Annotated in this window: 23 protein-coding genes; 12 read left to right on the top strand and 11 right to left on the bottom strand. The window is 56.8% G+C overall.

Annotation, left to right across the window (positions count from 1 at the left end):
- A partial coding sequence (locus tag AC2TEM_RS15000) for a hypothetical protein (protein WP_480856284.1) occupies window positions 1-191 on the top strand: 191 nt, incomplete at its 5' end.
- On the opposite strand, the gene AC2TEM_RS15005 is transcribed toward AC2TEM_RS15000, so the two are convergent.
- Together AC2TEM_RS15005 and parC are read right to left on the bottom strand one after the other, a co-directional pair.
- Window positions 172-762, bottom strand: a complete 591-nt coding sequence (locus AC2TEM_RS15005) for a hypothetical protein (RefSeq protein WP_170392584.1) — start codon at window positions 760-762, stop codon at window positions 172-174. The two genes, AC2TEM_RS15000 and AC2TEM_RS15005, sit on opposite strands and share 20 nt — an antisense overlap.
- A 97-nt stretch (window positions 763-859) precedes the next feature.
- The gene (gene parC, locus AC2TEM_RS15010) at window positions 860-3,208 is read right to left on the bottom strand and encodes a DNA topoisomerase IV subunit A (protein WP_480856285.1); all 2,349 of its coding nucleotides are present in this window, start codon (window positions 3,206-3,208) and stop codon (window positions 860-862) included.
- A gap of 200 nt (window positions 3,209-3,408) precedes the next feature.
- Between parC and AC2TEM_RS15015 the strand changes: the two genes are divergently transcribed.
- The 6 genes from AC2TEM_RS15015 to AC2TEM_RS15040 all read left to right on the top strand — a co-directional run bounded on the left by AC2TEM_RS15015 (window position 3,409) and on the right by AC2TEM_RS15040 (window position 7,676).
- A complete protein-coding gene (locus AC2TEM_RS15015) occupies window positions 3,409-4,050 on the top strand; it encodes an SH3 domain-containing protein (RefSeq protein ID WP_480454364.1) in 642 nt (213 codons plus the stop codon).
- A gap of 69 nt (window positions 4,051-4,119) precedes the next feature.
- Window positions 4,120-4,947, top strand: coding sequence for an SDR family NAD(P)-dependent oxidoreductase (locus AC2TEM_RS15020; protein ID WP_170392586.1), 828 nt, complete (start codon window positions 4,120-4,122; stop codon window positions 4,945-4,947).
- A 79-nt stretch (window positions 4,948-5,026) separates the two neighbouring features.
- Window positions 5,027-5,227, top strand: coding sequence for a twin transmembrane helix small protein (locus AC2TEM_RS15025; protein WP_170392587.1), 201 nt, complete (start codon window positions 5,027-5,029; stop codon window positions 5,225-5,227).
- 3 nt (window positions 5,228-5,230) lie between these two features.
- On the top strand, window positions 5,231-5,803 hold the full coding sequence (locus AC2TEM_RS15030) for a cob(I)yrinic acid a,c-diamide adenosyltransferase (protein ID WP_170425243.1): 573 nt from the start codon (window positions 5,231-5,233) through the stop codon (window positions 5,801-5,803).
- Between the two features lie 185 nt (window positions 5,804-5,988).
- Window positions 5,989-6,747 carry an electron transfer flavoprotein subunit beta/FixA family protein gene (locus AC2TEM_RS15035; protein WP_170425241.1) on the top strand — a complete coding sequence of 253 codons (759 nt, stop codon included), beginning with the start codon at window positions 5,989-5,991 and terminating at the stop codon, window positions 6,745-6,747.
- Complete coding sequence (locus AC2TEM_RS15040) at window positions 6,747-7,676, top strand: electron transfer flavoprotein subunit alpha/FixB family protein (protein WP_480856286.1); 930 nt, start codon at window positions 6,747-6,749, stop codon at window positions 7,674-7,676. Before AC2TEM_RS15035 ends, AC2TEM_RS15040 begins: the two co-directional genes overlap by 1 nt.
- A 63-nt stretch (window positions 7,677-7,739) precedes the next feature.
- On the opposite strand, the gene AC2TEM_RS15045 is transcribed toward AC2TEM_RS15040, so the two are convergent.
- Window positions 7,740-8,558 carry a DUF6473 family protein gene (locus AC2TEM_RS15045; protein ID WP_480790572.1) on the bottom strand — a complete coding sequence of 273 codons (819 nt, stop codon included), beginning with the start codon at window positions 8,556-8,558 and terminating at the stop codon, window positions 7,740-7,742.
- 163 nt (window positions 8,559-8,721) lie between these two features.
- Here AC2TEM_RS15045 and AC2TEM_RS15050 point away from each other — a divergent pair, with 163 nt between their 5' ends.
- Window positions 8,722-9,597 (top strand): 3-hydroxybutyryl-CoA dehydrogenase, encoded by an 876-nt coding sequence (locus AC2TEM_RS15050; protein WP_170392931.1) that lies wholly within the window; start codon window positions 8,722-8,724, stop codon window positions 9,595-9,597.
- A gap of 79 nt (window positions 9,598-9,676) precedes the next feature.
- Here the strand turns inward: AC2TEM_RS15050 and AC2TEM_RS15055 are convergent, their stop codons facing one another.
- The 7 genes from AC2TEM_RS15055 to AC2TEM_RS15085 are packed head-to-tail and all read right to left on the bottom strand — an operon-like array spanning window position 9,677 to window position 15,084.
- Window positions 9,677-10,576, bottom strand: a complete 900-nt coding sequence (locus AC2TEM_RS15055; protein ID WP_170392592.1) for a lysophospholipid acyltransferase family protein — start codon at window positions 10,574-10,576, stop codon at window positions 9,677-9,679.
- Between the two features lie 34 nt (window positions 10,577-10,610).
- A complete protein-coding gene (locus AC2TEM_RS15060; RefSeq protein ID WP_170392593.1) occupies window positions 10,611-10,880 on the bottom strand; it encodes an HPr family phosphocarrier protein in 270 nt (89 codons plus the stop codon).
- Between the two features lie 16 nt (window positions 10,881-10,896).
- Entirely contained in the window at window positions 10,897-11,289 is a 393-nt protein-coding gene (locus tag AC2TEM_RS15065) for a PTS sugar transporter subunit IIA (RefSeq protein ID WP_170392594.1), read from the bottom strand.
- Window positions 11,286-12,179 (bottom strand): RNase adapter RapZ, encoded by an 894-nt coding sequence (gene rapZ, locus AC2TEM_RS15070; protein ID WP_170425235.1) that lies wholly within the window; start codon window positions 12,177-12,179, stop codon window positions 11,286-11,288. The genes AC2TEM_RS15065 and rapZ overlap by 4 nt, the downstream gene beginning before the upstream one ends.
- Window positions 12,164-12,634 carry a phosphoenolpyruvate carboxykinase (ATP) gene (locus tag AC2TEM_RS15075; protein ID WP_170392596.1) on the bottom strand — a complete coding sequence of 157 codons (471 nt, stop codon included), beginning with the start codon at window positions 12,632-12,634 and terminating at the stop codon, window positions 12,164-12,166. The genes rapZ and AC2TEM_RS15075 overlap by 16 nt, the downstream gene beginning before the upstream one ends.
- 3 nt (window positions 12,635-12,637) lie before the next feature.
- The gene (locus AC2TEM_RS15080) at window positions 12,638-14,347 is read right to left on the bottom strand and encodes a sensor histidine kinase (RefSeq protein ID WP_170392597.1); all 1,710 of its coding nucleotides are present in this window, start codon (window positions 14,345-14,347) and stop codon (window positions 12,638-12,640) included.
- 32 nt (window positions 14,348-14,379) lie between these two features.
- Window positions 14,380-15,084, bottom strand: a complete 705-nt coding sequence (locus AC2TEM_RS15085; RefSeq protein WP_170392598.1) for a response regulator transcription factor — start codon at window positions 15,082-15,084, stop codon at window positions 14,380-14,382.
- A gap of 344 nt (window positions 15,085-15,428) precedes the next feature.
- Between AC2TEM_RS15085 and AC2TEM_RS15090 the strand changes: the two genes are divergently transcribed.
- The 3 genes from AC2TEM_RS15090 to AC2TEM_RS15100 all read left to right on the top strand — a co-directional run bounded on the left by AC2TEM_RS15090 (window position 15,429) and on the right by AC2TEM_RS15100 (window position 18,215).
- Window positions 15,429-17,027 carry a phosphoenolpyruvate carboxykinase gene (locus AC2TEM_RS15090; protein ID WP_170392599.1) on the top strand — a complete coding sequence of 533 codons (1,599 nt, stop codon included), beginning with the start codon at window positions 15,429-15,431 and terminating at the stop codon, window positions 17,025-17,027.
- 322 nt (window positions 17,028-17,349) lie between these two features.
- Complete coding sequence (locus tag AC2TEM_RS15095; RefSeq protein ID WP_170392600.1) at window positions 17,350-17,640, top strand: hypothetical protein; 291 nt, start codon at window positions 17,350-17,352, stop codon at window positions 17,638-17,640.
- A 32-nt stretch (window positions 17,641-17,672) separates the two neighbouring features.
- The gene (locus AC2TEM_RS15100; protein ID WP_255611805.1) at window positions 17,673-18,215 is read left to right on the top strand and encodes a hypothetical protein; all 543 of its coding nucleotides are present in this window, start codon (window positions 17,673-17,675) and stop codon (window positions 18,213-18,215) included.
- On the opposite strand, the gene AC2TEM_RS15105 is transcribed toward AC2TEM_RS15100, so the two are convergent.
- A complete protein-coding gene (locus tag AC2TEM_RS15105; RefSeq protein ID WP_170425229.1) occupies window positions 18,212-18,976 on the bottom strand; it encodes a sulfite exporter TauE/SafE family protein in 765 nt (254 codons plus the stop codon). The genes AC2TEM_RS15100 and AC2TEM_RS15105 overlap by 4 nt on opposite strands.
- A 144-nt stretch (window positions 18,977-19,120) precedes the next feature.
- Between AC2TEM_RS15105 and AC2TEM_RS15110 the strand changes: the two genes are divergently transcribed.
- On the top strand, window positions 19,121-20,812 hold the full coding sequence (locus tag AC2TEM_RS15110; RefSeq protein ID WP_170425226.1) for an acyl-CoA dehydrogenase family protein: 1,692 nt from the start codon (window positions 19,121-19,123) through the stop codon (window positions 20,810-20,812).
- The last annotated feature ends 116 nt before the right edge of the window (window positions 20,813-20,928 follow it).

Below are 20,928 nucleotides of genomic sequence, written 5' to 3' on the forward strand. Positions count from 1 at the left end.
CAATCGTGCCGATGTTGACGTGCGGCTTATTACGCTCAAACTTTTCCTTTGCCATTCCTCAGGCGCCCTTTTTGCAATTTGGGGGACCCTTGGTCCCGTGGTTACATCTGCGCGCGCGAGATATTTGGTTCAGGGGGGAAAATCAAGCACATCCTGAGGGAAATGCATCCATCACGCCGGATTTTGTGTGACAGCTTCAGTTTCAAGCGGCTGGATCAAGCTGGGACGCTTGTCAAACCAGCCATCATCCTTGTGCTCTTCGGCCAGCCACTCCTCAACCCGGTCGGCAACCTTCAAGGCCAGACCGTTCATCTGTTCTTCTCGGGTGCGCGCATTTCCTGATCCTGTAAGGGCGCTTTCACCGGTGGTATCTTCGAGCACCTGAAATTGCTTGCCTTTAGCAAGGAACTCTTTCTTTTCAACGTCATAGACGTTTACCAGAACGATGGCGGTGCTTTTGGGGTTGTAAATCACAGGAATTCCCGGAGGTGCCAACATGTAGCCCTCGAGACTGATGCCAATGTCGTATTCCTGTGAACCTTCATACCGGCCAAGCCTGATGTCCACTGCATTCTGGATCGCTTTGGTCCATTCATCCGGCGTAGCATCCCGCGAAACCGGTCCCTGAACGGCCTTTTCCGCAAAGGCATAATTCACGCGTAGCTTGAATTCACCCAGCGACTCGGGGTCTTCATAAACCTGCGTTTGGGTGCATGCGCCCATCAGGGCCAACCCGGTGATCAGTGTCAGAATGCGCAGCATGTCTCTCGTCTCGATAGGCCTGTTTTCTTTGGATGTAGCGCACCGATACGGGTTGTGCCAAGCCGTATCGGCAGATTTTCACCAAGCGGACAGCATATCACGAGAACTTGTAATCCCTCGGAAAGCCATAAGGTGCTTTTTTCCCAACACCCGCACGCTTGGCCAACCATTGGGACATATCCGCCTCGTGCCGGGTTTTGTCGCCGCCCATGGACCATTTCAGGCCCTCTTCCCAGTTGAAGGTGGTGATATCGGATAACCCACCATCCAATTCCAGTGTGCCCTGCCGCCCACGCGCCATGTTGTACTTCTGCAAGCGGACACCCTTACCACGGGTCATCTCGGGCAGTTCCTCTGTCGGGAACACTAGGAATTTCCCGTTCTGCGAGACAACAGCAACATGATCGCCCTCAACCGGCTTACAGATCATCGCCGTCTCGTCTCCTTTGACGTTCAGCACCTGTTTGCCATTCCGGGTCTGCGCCAGAACGTCATCTTCCGGCACCATAAAGCCGTTGCCCGCATCCGAGGCCACAAGCAGCTTGCGCCCCGGTTTGTGGATCAGGATGTCGATAATCTGCGCCTCGTTCGGCAGGTCGACCATCAGACGTAGCGGTTCGCCCATGCCACGCCCGCCAGGCAGGTTAGCGGCGCTGACGGTATAGAATCGGCCATTTGACGAAAAGACCAGAAGGCGGTCCGTAGTTTCCGCGTGGAAAATGAAACGCGGGCCGTCACCATCTTTGAACTTCAACTCGCGCTTCAGATCGATATGGCCGGTCATTGCCCTGATCCAACCCATCTGAGAGCAGACGACCGTGATCGGTTCCTTGTCGATCATCGCCTCAAGCGGCACTTCCTCGACCTGACCTGCCTCGGCAAATTGTGTCCGGCGCGCGCCGCCTTCATAGTCTTTGCCGAAGGTCTTCTTGGTCTCTTTGAGTTGCTCAGCGATCTTGGCCCATTGCAAGGCGGGATCAGCCAGCAGGTCTTCGAGATTGGCGCGTTCCAGCATCAGCTCGTCGCGTTCGCGGACTAGCTCCATCTCCTCCAGACGGCGTAAGCTACGCAGGCGCATGTTGAGGATGGCGTCGACCTGAACTTCGGACAACTCACCCTCACCCGGTTTGGGCGAGATATAGTCGGACTCATCGGTTGCGCGGACGTGATCGATGCCCCAATCTTCGCGCATCAGAGCGGCCTTGGGGTCGTCGTCGTAGCGGATGATATCGATCACCCGGTCGAGGTTCAGGAAGGCGACGATAAAGCCCTCCAATACCTCAAGGCGGTGGTCGATCTTGGCCATACGGTGACGCGACCGCCTGATCAGCACCTCTTGCCGGTGGTCAAGGAACGCGCGCAGCACTTCCTTCATCGAACAGACCTTAGGCGTCACCCCGTCGATCAGCACGTTCATGTTGAGGCTGAAGCGCACCTCAAGGTCCGAGTTGCGATAGAGCATGCCCATCAGCACCTCGGGGTCCACGTTCTTAGAACGTGGTTCAAGGATCAGGCGGATGTCATCAGCGGATTCGTCGCGGACATCGGCGAGGATCGGGATCTTCTTGGTCTGGATCAGTTCCGCGATCTTTTCGATCAGCTTGGATTTCTGAACCTGATAGGGAATCTCGGTGACGATGATCTGCCACTGGCCACGCCCCAGATCTTCAACCTCGTATTTACAGCGCAGCCGGAAGGATCCACGCCCGGTGCGGTAGGCCTGTGCGATATTTTCGGGCGGCTCGACAATGACGCCGCCGGTCGGAAAATCCGGGCCGGGAACATAATTCAATAGCGTATCGTCACGCGCATCCGGCGTCTTGATCAGATGCAGACAAGCGTCGCACAACTCAGAAATATTATGCGGCGGGATATTAGTCGCCATGCCCACCGCGATGCCGCTTGCGCCATTGGCCAGTAGATTCGGGAACTGTGCGGGCAACACGACCGGTTCGGTCAGTGTGCCGTCATAGTTGTCGCGGAAATCGACAGCGTCTTCGTTCAACCCTTCCAACAGGGCTTCGGCAACGATGGTCATCCGCGCCTCGGTGTATCGAGAGGCCGCCGGATTATCGCCGTCGATATTGCCAAAATTCCCCTGCCCGTCGACCAGTGGATATCGGACGTTGAAGTCCTGTGCCAAGCGCGCCATTGCGTCGTAAATCGCCGCGTCGCCATGAGGGTGATAGTTACCCATCACGTCGCCAGAGATTTTCGCTGACTTACGGAAACCGCCCGTCGCACTGAGTCGCAACTCGCGCATCGCGTAGAGGATTCGCCGGTGAACCGGCTTCAATCCATCGCGCGCATCTGGCAAAGCGCGGTGCATGATGGTGGAAAGCGCGTAGGTCAGGTAGCGCTCGCCAATTGCGCGGCGCAGCGGCTCGGCTACCTCGCCCCCATTGTCAGGGGTCTCCATATTGGGGTCGTCGATCGTATCGTTCATACATGATGTGATACGACGCAAGCGCGCGCGGGTAAAGCAATCGGCGCATAATTTGCTGGGGACAAGTCGGGCTTTTTGCAACAGGGGGAGGCAAGTATCGGATTTCCCCCGCTTTTCGACTCGAAGCTGAATCTATGGTAGGCTTTCGAACATTAAGACTGCTGCCTTTTATTGATGTTACGATTGCCAGGGGGTGCGCCATGAAGCGTGTTATTGTTATCACTTTCGCCATGCTTGGCTGGAGCTTCTATGTGATGAGCGGGGGCCCGGATTTCGAACCGCGCGGCACCCGCACCGAGCAACCGGTTCGCGTTGCCTCTGTGCCAGAACATGAGCCTGCATCCGACCACGCACCTCGGGCTAAAGACGACCACGCACCTCGGGCTGAAGACCTTGTGACCAACGTTGCCGCGCGCATTGTACAGGCGCGCGCTCAGCCCGAGCCACAAGTAGAGGAGGATGCCGCGGTCGTCCTGTCACAAGTCACCAACGATCCGCTGTCTCAGTTCTCTGCATTTGACGAGAACGGCGTCAGCTTTACTCTGGCTTCGCTTGAAGACGGAGCCGCCGGACTGTTGCAGGTCGAGGCCGAGGTGCAGGATGACATCACACCTGTGAATCAGGTCATCGAGCCCGAGAAAGATATCCGCGAAATCTCGGGCACGCGGGTCAATATGCGCGATGGGCCCGGAACGATTTACCCCATCATCGCCAAAGCCAAACTTGGCCAGCGCGTTGAGGTTCTCAGCGATTCCGGCACCGGCTGGCTGCGGTTGCGGTTATACCCTGATCAGCGGGTGGGTTGGATTTCTGCCTCACTGGTTCGGAAACCAACAAACTGACGCAACTGTGTCATTGTCCTGACCTAAAGCTCGCCATAGCTATGGGCGAAGTACACAGGCGGGGGCAATATGCAGAAATCGATTCTGATCACAGGCTGCTCATCCGGGATAGGTCTGGACGCGGCGCACGGGATGCGCGCGCGCGGTTGGCGCGTTTTTGCCTCATGCCGTCAACAGCGTGACTGTGATCGGCTACGGGCACAGGGTTTCGACAGCCCGCTGATCGACTATACCGATTCCGATAGCATTACCTCAGGCCTGCAGCAGGTTTTGGACGCGACCGGTGGCACGCTGGATGCGTTGTTCAACAATGGCGCTCACGGCCTTCCCGGCGCGGTTGAAGATGTCCCAATCGAAGGGCTTCGCCTAATTTTCGAGACCAACGTATTTGGCTGGCACGAACTGACCCGGCAAGTGATTCCCGTGATGCGGGCTCAGGGCCATGGGCGCATCGTGCAGAACTCATCAGTGTTGGGACTGGTCGCGTTTCCCTGGCGCGGGGCATACGTCGCCACCAAATACGCCATCGAAGGCCTGACCGATACCTTGCGCCTAGAGCTACGAGACACCGACATCAAGGTCATCCTGATCGAACCAGGCCCGGTCACCTCGAAGATCCGTGTGAACGCGATCCCTGTCTTCGAACGCTTTATTGACTGGAAAAGCTCAGCCCTGCGACAGAGATACGAGGATACGCTGCTGAAACGCCTCTACGAATCCTCCGGACCTGACAAGTTCGAACTGCCTGCCTCGGCTGTTACCGCCAAATTGGCGCATGCGGTTGAATCCAAGCGCCCACGTCCGCGATACTATGTGACGACGCCCACCTATATCGCCGGATATCTGCGCCGTATTCTGCCTACCCGGGCCATTGATCGCATCCTCTCGGACATATGAGGCGAAATTACCTGTTCGCTTTTGCCGCTATCAACGCTAGATGACGGCTCAACAACTGAACAAACACGGACGGTGAGCTATGGACCTGACGATGGTCATACTGCTTCTGGCCATGGCGGCGGTCGTCGTCGTGCTGGTGATGGGCATTGCCAATTTTGGAAAACCCGGCAAAGAAGCCGCGCTGAAAAGCAACAAGCTGATGCGCCTGCGTATCCTGTTTCAGTTCATTGCGGTGCTGCTGATCGTACTTTACGTCTATCTGCGTGGGCAGGGAGGGTAAGGCATGGTCGTTCTCAACAAGATTTACACGCGCACCGGCGATGATGGGAAAACCGCTCTGGGCAATGGTGAGCGCGTTGCCAAATATTCCGGGCGTGTCGCGGCCTATGGCACTGTGGATGAGCTTAATTCCTTTGTCGGCGTGGCACGGACCGAAGCAGACGGAGAAGTCGAAGCCGCCCTGTCCCGTATCCAGAATGACCTGTTTGATCTGGGTGCCGATTTCTGCCGCCCCGACATGGATAAGGATGCCGAGGCCGACTACCCGCCCCTGCGTATCGTTTCCGCTCAGATCGACCGGCTTGAAGCCGAGATCGATGCGATGAATGAAGCGCTCCAGCCCTTGCGCAGTTTCATCCTGCCCGGTGGCTCACGTTTGGCCGCGCATCTGCATGTGTGCAGAACAGTTTCGCGCAGGGCCGAGCGGTTGGCGGTTGAGCTGACAAACATGGAGCCGGTCAATGAGGTGGCTGTCAAATACCTCAACCGCCTGAGCGATTGGTTCTTTGTCGCCGCGCGCTGTGCCAACAACGGCGGGCACGATGATGTGCTCTGGATTCCCGGCGCAAACCGGTGATCGCGCCTGCCGTCGGGAAACTAAATTTCGTTTCTGGTCCAAAAAATGACAAAACGCGACGTCTCGAAACCATGACGTGACGATTTTGCTCTGTCGCAGAACATCACGACCCGCTATCTAAGCCAGCGAGAGCATTGGTGGAGTCGCTGCGCGGCTTGCCGTTTTTGTAAGGAGCATACGCAAAAATGAAGGTACTCGTGCCTGTCAAGCGCGTGATTGACTACAACGTGAAAGTTCGTGTGAAAGCGGATGGCAGCGGCGTTGATCTCGCCAATGTAAAAATGTCGATGAACCCGTTCGACGAAATTGCCGTGGAAGAGGCGATCCGCCTGAAAGAGGCGGGCAAGGCCGATGAGGTTGTTGCCGTTTCGATCGGTGTGAAACAGTCGCAGGAAACCCTGCGGACCGCACTGGCCATGGGCGCCGACCGTGCCATTCTGGTTGTCGCGGCGGATGACGTGCATCAGGACATCGAACCGCTTGCAGTTGCCAAGATCCTCGCCAAAGTGGTCGAAGAAGAGCAGCCCGGCATCGTTCTGGCGGGCAAGCAGGCGATCGACAATGACATGAACGCCACTGGTCAGATGCTGTCGGCCCTGCTGGGCTGGAGCCAAGGCACTTTCGCATCCGAGCTGGACATCGAAGGCGACACTGCCAAGATCACCCGTGAGGTTGACGGCGGTCTGCAGACCATCTCCGTCAAAATGCCAACCATCGTGACCGTCGACCTGCGCCTGAACGAGCCGCGCTACGCGTCGCTGCCGAACATCATGAAGGCGAAGAAAAAGCCGCTGGATGAAAAAACCGCCGCCGATTATGGCGTCGACGTCACTCCGCGTCTGGAAATCGTCAAGACCGAAGAGCCGCCGGCACGTGCTGCTGGTATCATCGTGGGCTCGGTTGATGAGCTGGTCGAGAAACTCAAAGAAGCGGGGGCTGTGTAATGGCTGTTCTTCTTCTCGCAGAGGTTAACAATGGTGAGCTGTCGGTTGACGCCACCGCCAAGACCGTAGCGGCTGTCAAATCGCTGGGCGACATCACCGTTCTGGCCGCAGGTGGTTCTGCCGCTGCTGCTAGTGAGGCCGCTGCCAAGATCGATGGCGTATCCAAGGTTCTAGTGGCCGAAGACGCCTCGCTGGGTCATCGCCTGGCGGAATCGACCGCAGCCCTGATCGTGGGTCTGGCCGATGGGTACGAGCATATCGTTGCCCCTGCCACCACCGACGCCAAGAACGTGATGCCGCGCGTTGCAGCCCTGCTGGACGTGATGGTGATCTCGGACGCGTCCGGCGTGGTCGATGCCACCACTTTCGAGCGTCCGATCTATGCGGGTAACGCGATCCAGACCGTGAAATCGAACGACGCCAAGAAAGTCGTGACCATCCGGACCGCCAGCTTCGATGCGGCGGGCGAAGGTGGTTCGGCGGCGGTCGAGACCATCTCGGTCGGCGAAAACCCCGGCCTGTCGTCGTGGGTCGAGGACAAGGTTGCTGAAAGCGACCGTCCTGAACTGACTTCGGCTGGTGTTGTTGTTTCAGGTGGCCGTGGTGTTGGCTCGGAAGACGACTTCAAACTGATCGAAGGCCTGGCCGATAAGCTGGGAGCCGCCGTTGGTGCCTCACGCGCCGCAGTTGACTCGGGCTACGCCCCGAACGACTGGCAGGTGGGTCAGACCGGCAAGGTTGTTGCCCCTGACCTTTACGTTGCAGTCGGCATCTCGGGTGCGATCCAGCACCTGGCGGGCATGAAGGACTCCAAGGTCATCGTTGCGATCAACAAGGACGAAGAAGCGCCGATCTTCCAGGTCGCAGACTTCGGTCTGGTCGCAGACCTGTTCCAGGCCGTGCCGGAACTCACCGAAAAACTCGGCTGATTTCCGACAAAGATTTTTCGACGAAAAATCTTAGAAGGTCCGCCACTGGCGGGCCTTTGCTGTTTATACGCCCAGGTCGTTGATCACTTGGGCAAGTGAGACAGCGATATTGCGATGTGTGGCTGGGCCGATCATATGCTCGGCAATCGGTTGTTGCAGTGTGCCAAACAACATGTCTTCAAGCTCATTCGATACGCCGGATACCTGAACCTGCAAGGACAAAATATCCGTACAATGGGGCCTCAAAGGCTCAATCATCTCGGGGTTGATTGCAAAGCCGTCACCCGGTGTCGAATCCAAATCGCTTCTCTCCACTTGCAGATGCAAAAGCAGGACGGGCGGGCCTACTTCTGCAAGAAACTTGCCGAGCTTTTCGATCCAGACATTGCGCAACTCTTGTTCCACAAGTTCAATACGGGCATCCGAGCGTGCCGACAGGCGGGTCAGCAAGTGCTGTACAAAATGGACATCCGTAAAATCTTCTTCGGGATACAGCGCAACCAGATCGGTATTTGGCGCAACGAAACGGTCATTGCGTCGTGGGTGCACCCGGTAGAATCGGTTCGATAGCCCCAGCATTCCGGGTAACTGCAGGACGCAGATATCAGATCGGTTTGCGATCTCCAGTAGCCCTTTGTCCTGCGTCAACGCTTCGACACCGCAGAACAGGCTGCCAAGGTTGAGGCATCGACGATCCAGACGACGTTCCAACTCATTGGGAAAGGGGGTTTCCACGAAACGGCCAAAAGTCTCTTCGCCCCCCAAACATGCCACATAGGGGTTGTTCAACGCCCTTTGGGGGCCCCTGAAACGTAGTTTCGAATTTTCATATTCGCACGTCGTTTCCGCGGAATGGACCGCATTGATCGATTGATAGCTCATCACACTCACCCAAATATTCACCCGACCGCCATTTTGCCGCCGCAAGTCTTGAGAAAATCCTAATGCGCGCATTTGAAGCGAAATTGACTGTCCCCGTCCCCTTGCCGCCCATAGGGAACTGCCGATAATGTCGCCATATTCTGCGAACAAGGGCATCGAACAAATGGACGTAAAATCAGTCGGAGTGATCGGCGCTGGACAGATGGGCAACGGGATTGCTCATGTTATGGCGTTGGCAGAGTATGATGTTCTACTGAACGATGTCAGCCAGGACGCGCTAAACAGCGCGATGGCAACCATTGAAACCAACCTGGCGCGTCAAGCGTCGCGCGGCAAAATCTCGGATGATGCAGTGAAATCCGCGTTGGGTCGGATCACGACGACGCTGAATCTGCCGGATTTGGGGCAGACCGATCTTGTAATCGAAGCCGCGACCGAGCGGGAAACGGTGAAACAGGCAATCTTTGAAGACCTGTTGCCGCACCTACAGCCACATACGATCCTGACATCGAACACTTCGTCGATCTCAATTACCCGGCTGGCCAGCCGCACCGACCGGCCCGAACGTTTCATGGGATTCCACTTCATGAACCCGGTCCCTGTGATGCAGCTCGTCGAGTTGATCCGGGGCATCGCCACCGATGAAGCAACCTTTAATTCCTGTAAAGCCGTAGTGGACCGGCTTGGCAAAACCTCAGCCAGCGCCGAAGATTTTCCGGCCTTTATCGTGAATCGCATTCTGATGCCCATGATCAATGAGGCGGTTTACACATTGTATGAAGGTGTCGGGAATGTGCAGTCCATTGACCAATCGATGAAACTAGGCGCAAACCACCCTATGGGCCCATTGGAACTGGCGGACTTCATCGGCTTGGATACCTGTCTGGCGATCATGAACGTGTTACATGACGGACTGGCAGACACCAAGTATCGTCCCTGCCCGCTGTTGACGAAATATGTCGAGGCCGGATGGCTGGGACGCAAAACCGAACGCGGGTTTTATGATTATCGAGGCGAGGTTCCGGTACCCACACGGTAGAATCTGAGAGGGCCAGCCCTCTCTTGAGCCTATGGCTCAATTCACTCCCGAGATATTTGTGGCCAGATGAAGGGGCGGATCAGGATTTGAGCGTCTTGCCCAGCGCCATGGTGTGATCACGGAGCCATGCCATGAAACCGCGGGGGTCGCGTTCCAGCAGGTCCATGTCTTTATCCGAAATCGGGTCACCGATCACCGGAGACTGGGGCCTGTTGCAGGATCGGACGATTTCGTGCAGCAGTAGGCCCTGGCGCAGGATGGGCGATATCCGGTTGGCAATTTGATACCAGCGCGAGTTGCTGCCGGGGAAGAAGATCGGCACGACCTTGGCACCCGACCTACGGATCATCTTCGCGGTGAAGACATTCCACTCCCGCTCGATGGCTGGTCCGAACCAATCATCCGAAGACATCACAACACCTGACGGGAATAACGCGACAACGCCCCCATCTGCCAGATGTTTCATCGTCTTGCTGCGCATCTCGAGCATCTTGGCCTGCGCTTCAGGATCATGCGGGAACGGCACCGGGATCATGAATGAGGTCGCAGCTTCATCCAACCCAGTCAGGACTGAGCGGGTCAGGATGCGATAGTCACTGCGGACCCGGCCGATGAGTTCAGCGAAGATCATGCCATCAACCATGCCGTGCGGATGGTTCGCGACGACCACTACGGGGCCTTCTTTTGGGATGCGGGCGATCTGTTCGGCTGGGGTTGTCAGCTCGATACCCATGGTCTTGAGCGCACCGCCCCAGAACTTCTGACCTCGATAGCGTTCGTTCTGCTTCTCGAACTTGTTGACCATGCGCAAGATGGTCAGCTTGCCTGTGCACCATTCGATGGCGCGAATGGCCGTAGACGTCCAGGCATCGTCAAACGAGTTGGCGTAGGTCAGGGTTCTGCGGTCGTAGATTTCACCCTGATCGGTGTCGTGATCCACTACAGGACCTGTCTTGGTATCGTGCGTGGTTTCCGCCAATTGCCTTGTCTTTCCGTCCTTGGTGTCGTGGCTGTCAGAACCCTTCGCCGAACTTATCGTTCACCAATGTTTCCAAAGCCTCTGCCAACGCCTCAGCATCCGGGCCGGACGTCTCGACGTCAATAGTGCTTCCGCGCGACGCTGCCAACATCAAAAGGCCCATGATACTGTCGCCCGAGGCAGAAAGCCCGTCTCGTGACACCTCGGCGCGCGCATCAAAGCCTTCGACCACCTCGACCAGCTTGGCAGAAGCGCGGGCGTGAAGGCCCTTTTCATTGATAATTTTCAAACTCTTGGTCGTCATATGAATCTATCCGGTGTCAATCCAATGTCACATTTTGCGCATTGATGTACTTTCGTCCAGCTTCCAAAGCCAAACGCACGGCCTCGGCCAGTGGCAAGTGGCGACTTTTGGCCAGTTTGATCAGCATGGGAAGGTTGGCCCCGTAAAGGATTCGCCGGTCTTGTGGCGCACATGCGCGCAGACTCAGATTCGAGGGGCTGCCGCCGAACAGATCGGTCACCACAACGACGCCATCGCCCATATCGACCTCGTCCGCCGCGCGGCAGATTTCAACTTGTTTCGCTTCGCGATCATGGTCGGCTTCTATCGGGATGGCCACCAGTCCGGGTTGCTTTCCAACCACATGCTGCGTGGCCGCAAGATACTCCTGAGCCAACCCACCATGTGCAACAATAACGATCCCGATCACTCCGGCCTCACATTCAACGCGCGTCGTTCCATTTCGCGATGCCTAATTGCCACCTGCTGCCCCCCTTCTGCAAGGGCCTTTGCAACTGCTTCAGCCACCGCGACCGAGCGGTGCTGCCCTCCGGTGCACCCAAATGCAACTGAAAGGTGCGCTTTGCCTTCCTCACGGAAGGCCGGAAGCAGTTCGATCAGCAGGTCGACCACCCGGTCAAAGAAGACGCCATAGTTTGCATCTGATTGAACATAGGCCGCCACATCCGAGTTTCGACCATCCGCATCCCGCAGTTCAGGCCGCCAGTATGGATTGGCCAGAAACCGGCAATCGAACACCATGTCCAAACCGCGCGGCAAGCCCCGCTTGTACGAGAAGGATTCGATCGACACCGCCAGATGCCGCCCGCCCTTTGGGGCGAACCAGCGTTCGACCTCTTCCCGCAGCTGATGCACATTCAACGCGCTGGTGTCGATCAGCGTGTCGGCAAACTCGCGAATTGGGGCTAACAGTTCCTTTTCCTGACAAATGCCGGTTTCCGGGCTGGCATCAGTCGCAACCGGGTGACGGCGGCGGGTCTCCGAGAAGCGACGCAGCAGCACCTCGTCCCGGCAATCCAGATAGAGGATCGTCAGGTCGACATTCTCCATCCGGCCCAGTTTGGCGGCAAGTTCGATAAACCCGGTGGTTGAAAAATCGCGGTTGCGCGCGTCGATACCCAAAGCCATTGGGCGCGCAGGCTCCGAATTGTCGACGAGGCGAGCCAGCAACCCCATCGGCAGGTTGTCAATCGCCTCGAACCCCAGATCTTCAAGCACATGAATTGCGGTCGATCGCCCTGCACCGGAAGGACCTGTTATCAGAACGACGCGCTGTTGTGCTGTCATGTATTCGGCCATTCCGGGGCTACGCGCCCCATTTTCACAAGTTGAATAAGTCCTGCAGCCAAATTGGGCACGCCAGCCCCCCGAAGCAAGGGAACAGTTTGCTTCAACACAAGAATTTCAGCGGGTTCAGGTAATCGCGCGGGCTCGGGTTGGTCCATATCCACAACAAATGCCAATCGGACCGGCCTCGCGGCTTCAGCTCGCAGTAACCCGATGCCGCGCGCTTCAATTAGGCCGCGGATCTGCGGAAGTCCAGCTGCCATCACGTGATCGGCCTGTCCAGTCAATTCGACCCGGTCATCCGCGACAAGCTGCGCCCCAAGCGCCATCATCTGTAGCGCCAAAGAAGATTTGCCCGTACCCGAGGCGCCAATGATCAATAAGCCCTTTTCCTGAACCGCAATACAGGTCCCATGAATGCAGGCCGACCCTTGATCCGCTATCTCAGAAAGTGGGGTGGTGCTCATAACTTAGACGGGAAGCCCGACAACAAACCGTGCACCTAGCGGGTCCGAGGTGATATCGGCTTCGGTCGGACGGATGTTTTCTGCCCAGATCACACCACCATGCGCCTCGACGATTTGTTTCGAAATCGCCAATCCAAGGCCCGAATTGTTGCCGAAATGCTCTTCGGGGCGTTCGGAGTAGAAACGCTTGAAGATCTTGGTCAGCGCCTGATCAGGAATGCCGGGACCGGTGTCTTCAACCACCACGAGCACGCGGTTGTCACGACGGCGGACCCAGACCCGGATGGCGTCTTTGTCCTCGCAGAACGAAATCGCATTGGTGATCAGGTTGACAAAGACCTGCGCCAGACGCGCCTCGAGCCCGTTGACCACGATGGGGTCCGAGGGAAGGTCTGTGATATATTCGATGCCTTTCGAACGGGCATCTTCACCCAGAAACTGGCTTATGTTCCCAAGCAGATTGAGCAGATCAAAGGGCTGCTCTTCTTCTTTCACCAGTTCCGCGTCCAGCCGCGATGCGTTCGAGATATCGCTGACCAGTCGATCCAATCGCCGCACATCATGCTCAATCACGCCCAATAGCTTTTCGCGCTGATCATCGCGTTTGACCATGCGCATGGTGCCCACGGCGGATTGCAGGCTCGCCAGTGGGTTCTTGATCTCATGCGCGACATCGGCCGCAAATTGTTCGTTCGCGTCAATGCGGTTATAAAGCGCCGTGACCATCCCGCGCAAAGCCTGGCTCAGACGGCCGATTTCATCCGGACGCGCACTGAGATCCGGGATGCGGATACGTCCGGGGTTCACTCCGGCTCCGCGGTCCTTGCCCATCTCGGCAGCGGCGGCCAGATCAGCAAGAGGATTGGCAATCGTTGAGGCCAAAACGAGGCTCAGACCGATCGAGACCAGCAGTGCCACCACAAACATCTGCAGGATCCGCTCTTGCTCCTTGCGGGCCAGCGCATCGATCTCGCCCGCCGGGCCCGCCATAGCAACGGCACCCACAGGCGTATCGTCCAATAGGATCGGGGCCACGGCGACAATCACCGTCTTGCCTTTATCGTCGTGCACGGCCTGTACTTGCAATCCGCCGTTCAGCGCCTGCGGGATCATTTCCTGCACCCGTTGCGCCAGCGTCGGAGCCTCGCTTTCGGAAGAACCGCTAAAGACCGCAGACACACCATTCCAAACCGCATTCAATGCGTCGCTGATCAAAGTGCTTCCAGTGGCGCTGTCGGCGTCCTGATGCAAAAGGCTGGGCAATTTGTCGGCCATGGACGCCCCGCGTGTCCAACCGATCAGAGTGCCCGTGCCGTCATAAACAAAAACCTCGCCGCCTTCGGGCAAGCTGAGACCCGCTAGCGTATCACGGACATCCAATGTGCCTGCACCATTGGCAGAGGGTTGACGCAGCTGGGTTTCAAAAACGTTGCTGACAAGTTGCGCATCACCGACCAGGTTCTGCGCGGTTTGTTGAACCCGTTCTTTTCGCGTGTCGTCCAGATACAGCAGCCCTGCCACCAAAATGACAAGGGCAATGAGGTTGAAGGTGATGATCCTGCGCGCCAGGGGCGAATAGCGCATAGAAAACAGGTTTCGTCGCGAACGCTTGGCCTGTAGCTCGGCAGCATCAGGGTCTTGGGGGATGACCCAGTCATCCCCAAGAACGACGTCTGCGTCGTGCACTTGGTTGGCTTGTTCAGTATCGCGCACGAGACCCCTTCGGCTTGATAAAACGGCCGCGCCTATTCTTCGTTATAACGATACCCGATACCGTACAGCGTTTCTATCGCCGAAAACTCGGGATCGGCTGCGCGCATCTTCTTACGCAGTCGCTTGATATGACTGTCAATGGTGCGGTCATCCACGTAGACCTGATCATCATAAGCCACATCCATCAGCTGATCGCGACTTTTGACAAAGCCCGGACGTTGCGCCAAGGCCTGCAGCAGCAGAAACTCGGTAACTGTCAGCGAGACATCATTGCCTTTCCAGCTGACTGCGTGGCGCAGCGGGTCCATCCGCAGCTCGCCCCGCTCCATCACTTTTGTATCGCCCGAGGCCGCGTTGGTCACATCGCCATCGACCGCTTCCTGACGGCGCAACAAGGCGCGAATCCGTTCGACCAGCAGCCGCTGAGAGAATGGTTTTTTGACGTAGTCATCTGCACCCATGCGCAGACCCAGAACCTCGTCAATCTCGTCATCTTTGGAGGTCAGAAAAATCACGGGCATCTGGGTTTTCTGCCGCAGCCTTTGCAGAAGATCCATGCCGTCCATCCGCGGCATCTTGATATCCAGTACGGCCATGTCTGGCAGCTTTTTGTTGAAAGCGTCCAGCGCAGCCTGACCATCGTTGTATGTTTCGACCTCAAACCCTTCGGCTTCGAGTGTCATGGACACGGACGTCAGGATATTTCTGTCGTCGTCCACCAGTGCAATCTTTGACATCGGGTTCACCCCTATTCCTGCTCACTCGCGCAATAATACGCTTTTTTGTAAGGCATTGTTGGCGGTTTTGAGCCACCGAATCAACTCGTAACCTCGAATCGTGCCATTCTTGCGGCAGGTATGCGGCAAATTTGCCTTGCTGCGCCCAAATAGCTGCCTTGATTTACGGCAGACAAATCGTGATGGCGCTAAACCTCAACTTGGTTGCGCTAACTACCCCCAACCCTCCTGTTCATGTCCCAAAATACCGTGATAAGAGGCGCTTGACCGCCGGCTCTTTCCGGTATCCGCCCCAATGGTGCACCCGGCCCAAGGCCCTCGCGCCGCCACAGGAGAAGACACACATGACATCTGGACGGGTTAACCCGCAATTCCGCCTCGAAGATCAGGGCATCGAGGGTCTGGGCAATGTCTATTACAACTTCATGGAACCGGCGCTGATCGAAGAAGCGCTGAAGCGCGGCGAAGGCACCCTTGGCAATGGCGGCGCCTTTCTGGTCACCACCGGCAAATTCACTGGCCGCTCGCCCAAGGACAAGCATGTCGTCAAGACAGACAGTGTTGCTGACAGCATCTGGTGGGAAAACAACGCCGCCATGAGCCCTGAAGGTTTTGACGCGCTCTATGAAGATATGCTGACCCATATGAAAGGCCGCGACTACTTCGTGCAGGACCTCGTGGGTGGGGCTGACCCCAGCTACTCGATCAATGTGCGCATGGTAACCGAGCTGGCGTGGCACAACCTGTTCATCCGTCACCTGCTGCGCCGCCCGGATCGTGAGGATCTGGATGATTTCACGGCTGACTTTACTATCATCAACTGTCCCAGCTTCCAGGCGGACCCCAAAAAGCATGGCTGCCGCAGCGAAACGGTGATTGCACTGAACTTTGACCGCAAGCTGATCCTGATCGGCGGCACCGAATACGCCGGCGAGAACAAGAAGTCCGTCTTCACCCTGCTGAACTACATGCTGCCCGAAAAAGGCGTGATGCCGATGCACTGTTCGGCCAACCACGCGGTAGGCAACCCGGTCGACACTGCCGTATTCTTCGGCCTTTCCGGCACCGGCAAGACCACCCTGTCTGCTGACCCGTCGCGCACCCTGATCGGTGATGACGAACACGGTTGGTCGGATCGAGGCACCTTCAACTTTGAAGGTGGTTGCTATGCCAAGACCATCAACCTGAACGCCGAGGCCGAACCAGAAATCTACGCCACCACCTCGAAATTTGGCACCGTGATCGAGAACATGGTTTTTGATCCCGAGACCAAAGAGCTGGATTTCAACGACGACTCTCTGACTGCGAATATGCGCTGCGCCTACCCGTTGGAATACATCTCCAACGCGTCGAAAACTGCATTGGGCGGGCATCCTAAGAACATCATCATGTTGACCTGCGATGCGTTCGGCGTTTTGCCTCCGATCGCTCGGTTGACGCCTGCGCAGGCGATGTATCACTTCCTTTCCGGCTTTACCTCGAAGGTCGCCGGGACCGAACGTGGCGTGACCGAACCGCAGCCCACCTTCTCGACCTGCTTTGGCGCGCCCTTTATGCCACGCCGCCCCGAGGCTTATGGCAACCTTCTACGCGATAAGATTGCTCAGCATGGTGCGACCTGCTGGTTGGTCAACACCGGCTGGACTGGAGGTGCCTACGGCGTGGGCAGTCGCATGCCAATCAAGGCCACCCGCGCGCTGCTGACGGCTGCGCTGGAAGGATCACTGACTGATGCGGAATTCCGCAAGGACGCCAATTTCGGCTTCGATGTGCCGGTCTCTGTCCCTGGTGTGCCCGAGGTCTTGCTGGATCCGCGCCGCACCTGGGACGATCAGGAAGCGTTCGACAGACAGGCGGAAAAGCTGGTGCACATGTTCGCGGAAAACTTCGAGCAGTACCTGCCCTTCATCGACGAAGACATCAAAGCTGTCGCGATCGGTTGATCGAATTCAGGGGCCATCATGGCCCCTGACCCACCAAAGCTTACGCTTCGGCACCTTGTGTGCACACAGACAAGTTCATTGCGATAACGTGCAACATGCGCTATCGCAATTTACCCAAGACGCTTCGAAGCCCGGCGTCCTTTGGCAGCGGCTTCTGTTAAATTTGAACATCGGGCGATCCGGGCTAGCTTACTCACATCATGTCTCGGGCCGTTCAACAAGGTAATGATTATTTCTACACGGGGATGGGTGTCGGCGTGATGTGTTCAAAAGGTCAGCCTTTCGAACTGCCTCGGTCCGTCACGGAAACTATAGGCAAGTAATGACTGAAATCTCAAAACTCACCGAACTGCGCAAACTGATGCAAAGCATGGAGCGCACTCTTGGGCTGGAAGAACTCTCACCGGTTGAGCGCGACATCTACTATGCCGCCGAAGAACTGTCGAAAGATGATCGCGAAGTACGCACCTTTGGTCTGATCGAACACACGCTGGTCAAAAGCGTATCTCGCCCGACATTTTTCCGCGCGCTGAAATCTCTGGTTCAAAAGGGTTATCTGTCGCAAAGCGGTAGCGCCAATCGCGGACGGTATCTGGTTCATGCGCCCAGGTGATCGCCACCCCAGATCTGTAATCGGCTGACCTCGTGCGCAGATGGGCCTCTGAAACATTCTATGCCTCTTTGGCCTATGTCGCTGCATCGTTCCTAACATTCCAGGTGCTGATGCCGCTTCAGAACGTGTTTTTTCCCGCATACCCCAGCTATGCCAGCTTATTGTTCCTGCCGCACGGCGTGCGGGTTCTGTCGGCTTGGTTATTGGGATGGAGGGCGATATTCGCACTGTTGCCCGGCGTTGCCATCGTCTTTGCCCTTGTGGGCGGTTGGGATGTTCTTCTGCCCAGCAGATTGCTGGCGATCACTATCGCGGTCACCACAGTTCCAGCGGTTTTTTATGTCTGCAAGGCGTTGGGCTGGGATTTGTTTCCGCGCGTCGATCGGAAGCCATGCTGGCTGTGCGTGATGGGCGTTGGAATCATCACATCGGTATTGGTGTCCGTTCTCACCAACATGGCCTTCGGCAGCGCAACGGCCGAGTATATCGCCTATCTGATCGGTGATATCTCAGGTCTTTTTTTCCTAATGTTGGGCCTCTATTTCGCCTTTCGATTTGCTGAAAGACGCAATTAACCCAAAAGACCCCTGCGCAGCAGGTTCAGCCCTGCAATCAGCAGTACAAGCAGAGTGAGTTTGCGGAACTGTGCCTGATCGATACGATCCTGCAGAAACTGACCCCCGCGCATTCCCACCAAGGCAGGGATAATCAGCAGCGCTGAGAACACCGCTGTGTCAGTCCTTAGAATACCCGAACCCAGATGCGCCACAATAAGCGCCACGGCGCCCAGACCGTATATCACGCCCTGTACCCGCATCTGATCCTTCTTCGGTGTATTCAAGGCTGTCAGATAGGCCACGGTTGGTGGTCCCCACACGCCCGAGATGCCGCCGACAGCACCGGCCACCGCACCCACCATAGCCTCAACCCGCATTGAGGGCGCTTGCAGCGTCAGTTTCAGCCCCAGTAGTTGCATCAGAGCGAAGAACGAAACTGGTGCGCCTAAGATCAGCAGAAATGCCTTGGGCGACAAGATGTTGATCAGCTGCGCGCTGGCCAATAGACAGACCAGTCCAACGCTCAGAAATACCTTGAACTTTCGAACTGAAGCCACCGCCGCAGGTAAACCTTCCCGCAAGGCCTGCACCCCATTGGTCACCAGCGTGGGCAAGATTAGACCTGCCAGCGCCAGCTCAGGCGGCAGCATCATGCTAAGACCAGAAACAAGCACCATTGGCATGGCAAAACCGACCATGCCTTTGACCCAGCCCGCGACGAAGGCAACGACCAAAGCCAGACAGAAATCCTGCGGCGACATAAGTGAAAACAGTCCCATCGACCCTTCATACCAGTCCAAAAAATTTCTGCACTGCAAAAGTCACTAAGCAATTTTTGAACTTTTTATGGATGATTTGCGTATTTTTGTTGCGCTGCACGTGCAGCATGATATGACCAGACAACCCAGCAGAGGACGTGATTCATGGCCCATGACGGACAGGATGTGACGAACATGACGCAGCCAGCGGTTTTGCCCGATCTTCTATCACTCAGCGCAGCAGCCCTGCCCGGCGTTCAAGCGGTATTCGATAAGGCGGTCGAATCGGTTCGCGCGCAGGTGACAAGCGAAGGTCGCATATCGGGCGCACTGATCGAGGCCAATCAGACAGCCGCACATGGGCTGGCTTGGCTGGCCACATACCACCAGTCGCTGCAGCAGATGCAGCGCTGGGCCGAGGCGCTTCAGGCCGAGGGTAAATTCGGCGAGATGGAGCAGCTGTTGCATCAGATCGCCTTTGGGGAATACTTGCATCAGATCGCCGGTGGTATTCCGATGAACCAGGGCGAGGTTGCACGTTTGCAGGATCTTGGCCTTGGCTGGGATGCTCTGTCGGGATTCCAATGCAGCGAAGTGCAGACACTGATGGCGCAAGCCAACTCTCAGGCCGCGCGCACGCGTCTGGTTGAGTTGATGCAGGACCAGTCCGGTGCCACCATGTTTGGTGCGTCTGGTCTGGACGAAGAACTGGAGATGATCCGAGACCAGTTTCGCCGCTATGCCGTTGAAAAGGTTGAGCCTAATGCCCACGAATGGCACCTGAAGGACGAACTGATCCCAATCGAGATTATCGAGGAACTGGCCGAGATGGGCGTGTTCGGTCTGACCATCCCCGAAGAATTCGGCGGGTTCGGCCTATCCAAAGCCTCAATGTGTGTGGTCTCGGAAGAGCTTTCGCGCGGGTACATCGGTGTGGGTTCTCTGGGCACACGGTCCGAAATCGCCGCAGAACTGATCATCGCGGGCGGTACGGATGAACAAAAGGCCAACTGGCTGCCAAAACTGGCCAGCGCCGAGATCCTGCCAACCGCTGTTTTCACTGAACCCAATACCGGATCGGATTTGGGCAGCCTGCGCACGCGGGCCGTCAAGGGTGAAGATGGTAACTATAAGATAACAGGAAATAAAACATGGATCACACACGCGGCGCGCACCCATGTTATGACCTTGTTGGCGCGGACTAATCCCGACAGTACCGATCATCGTGGGCTGTCCATGTTCCTGGCCGAAAAGACACCTGGAACCGACGAGAACCCCTTCCCCACGCCCGGCATGACTGGTGGTGAGATTGAGGTGTTGGGTTATCGTGGCATGAAGGAATACGAGCTGGGATTTGACGGCTTCGAAGTGAAGGGCGAAAACCTGCTGGGCGGCGAAGAAGGCAAAGGTTTCAAGCAGTTAATGGAAACCTTCGAGTCTGCCCGCATCCAAACGGCTGCCCGCGCCATCGGCGTAGCGCAGAGTGCATTGGACATTGCCATGCAATATGCACAGGACCGCAAGCAGTTCGGCAAATCTCTGATCAATTTCCCTCGCGTCTCGGGCAAGCTGGCGATGATGGCGGTCGAGATCATGATCGCGCGACAGCTAACTTATTATTCTGCTTGGGAAAAAGATCACGGTCAACGTTGCGACCTTGAGGCCGGGATGGCCAAGCTGCTGGGCGCTCGAGTTGCTTGGGCTGCGGCGGATAACGGGCTGCAGATTCATGGCGGCAACGGTTTCGCTCTGGAATACAAAATTAGCCGCGTGCTTTGTGACGCGCGCATCCTAAATATCTTTGAAGGCGCCGCAGAAATACAGGCGCAAGTCATCGCGCGTCGATTGCTGGGCTGACGCCCGAAGCGACGCGGTTTCCCCAACTGAACCCGGCCTTGCGCCGGGTTTTCTTTTTTCTTCCGTGTTGTACGGATCTTCAGGCCTATTTCTTCCGAGTTGTACAACTCGGTTTC

Source organism: Ruegeria sp. HKCCD3925, assembly GCF_057221175.1.

What these genes read in the sequence shown, in the direction of transcription:
- AC2TEM_RS15090 (WP_170392599.1), top strand. Translation starts at nt 15,429, where the DNA reads ATGACATCTGGACGGGTTAACCCGCAATTCCGCCTCGAAGATCAGGGC.
- AC2TEM_RS15005 (WP_170392584.1), bottom strand. Translation starts at nt 762, where the DNA reads ATGCTGCGCATTCTGACACTGATCACCGGGTTGGCCCTGATGGGCGCA.
- AC2TEM_RS15040 (WP_480856286.1), top strand. Translation starts at nt 6,747, where the DNA reads ATGGCTGTTCTTCTTCTCGCAGAGGTTAACAATGGTGAGCTGTCGGTT.
- AC2TEM_RS15030 (WP_170425243.1), top strand. Translation starts at nt 5,231, where the DNA reads ATGGTCGTTCTCAACAAGATTTACACGCGCACCGGCGATGATGGGAAA.
- AC2TEM_RS15110 (WP_170425226.1), top strand. Translation starts at nt 19,121, where the DNA reads ATGGCCCATGACGGACAGGATGTGACGAACATGACGCAGCCAGCGGTT.
- AC2TEM_RS15105 (WP_170425229.1), bottom strand. Translation starts at nt 18,976, where the DNA reads ATGGGACTGTTTTCACTTATGTCGCCGCAGGATTTCTGTCTGGCTTTG.
- AC2TEM_RS15025 (WP_170392587.1), top strand. Translation starts at nt 5,027, where the DNA reads ATGGACCTGACGATGGTCATACTGCTTCTGGCCATGGCGGCGGTCGTC.
- AC2TEM_RS15085 (WP_170392598.1), bottom strand. Translation starts at nt 15,084, where the DNA reads ATGTCAAAGATTGCACTGGTGGACGACGACAGAAATATCCTGACGTCC.
- AC2TEM_RS15060 (WP_170392593.1), bottom strand. Translation starts at nt 10,880, where the DNA reads ATGACGACCAAGAGTTTGAAAATTATCAATGAAAAGGGCCTTCACGCC.
- AC2TEM_RS15050 (WP_170392931.1), top strand. Translation starts at nt 8,722, where the DNA reads ATGGACGTAAAATCAGTCGGAGTGATCGGCGCTGGACAGATGGGCAAC.
- AC2TEM_RS15095 (WP_170392600.1), top strand. Translation starts at nt 17,350, where the DNA reads ATGACTGAAATCTCAAAACTCACCGAACTGCGCAAACTGATGCAAAGC.
- AC2TEM_RS15035 (WP_170425241.1), top strand. Translation starts at nt 5,989, where the DNA reads ATGAAGGTACTCGTGCCTGTCAAGCGCGTGATTGACTACAACGTGAAA.
- AC2TEM_RS15045 (WP_480790572.1), bottom strand. Translation starts at nt 8,558, where the DNA reads ATGAGCTATCAATCGATCAATGCGGTCCATTCCGCGGAAACGACGTGC.
- parC (WP_480856285.1), bottom strand. Translation starts at nt 3,208, where the DNA reads ATGAACGATACGATCGACGACCCCAATATGGAGACCCCTGACAATGGG.
- AC2TEM_RS15075 (WP_170392596.1), bottom strand. Translation starts at nt 12,634, where the DNA reads ATGAGCACCACCCCACTTTCTGAGATAGCGGATCAAGGGTCGGCCTGC.
- rapZ (WP_170425235.1), bottom strand. Translation starts at nt 12,179, where the DNA reads ATGGCCGAATACATGACAGCACAACAGCGCGTCGTTCTGATAACAGGT.
- AC2TEM_RS15020 (WP_170392586.1), top strand. Translation starts at nt 4,120, where the DNA reads ATGCAGAAATCGATTCTGATCACAGGCTGCTCATCCGGGATAGGTCTG.
- AC2TEM_RS15015 (WP_480454364.1), top strand. Translation starts at nt 3,409, where the DNA reads ATGAAGCGTGTTATTGTTATCACTTTCGCCATGCTTGGCTGGAGCTTC.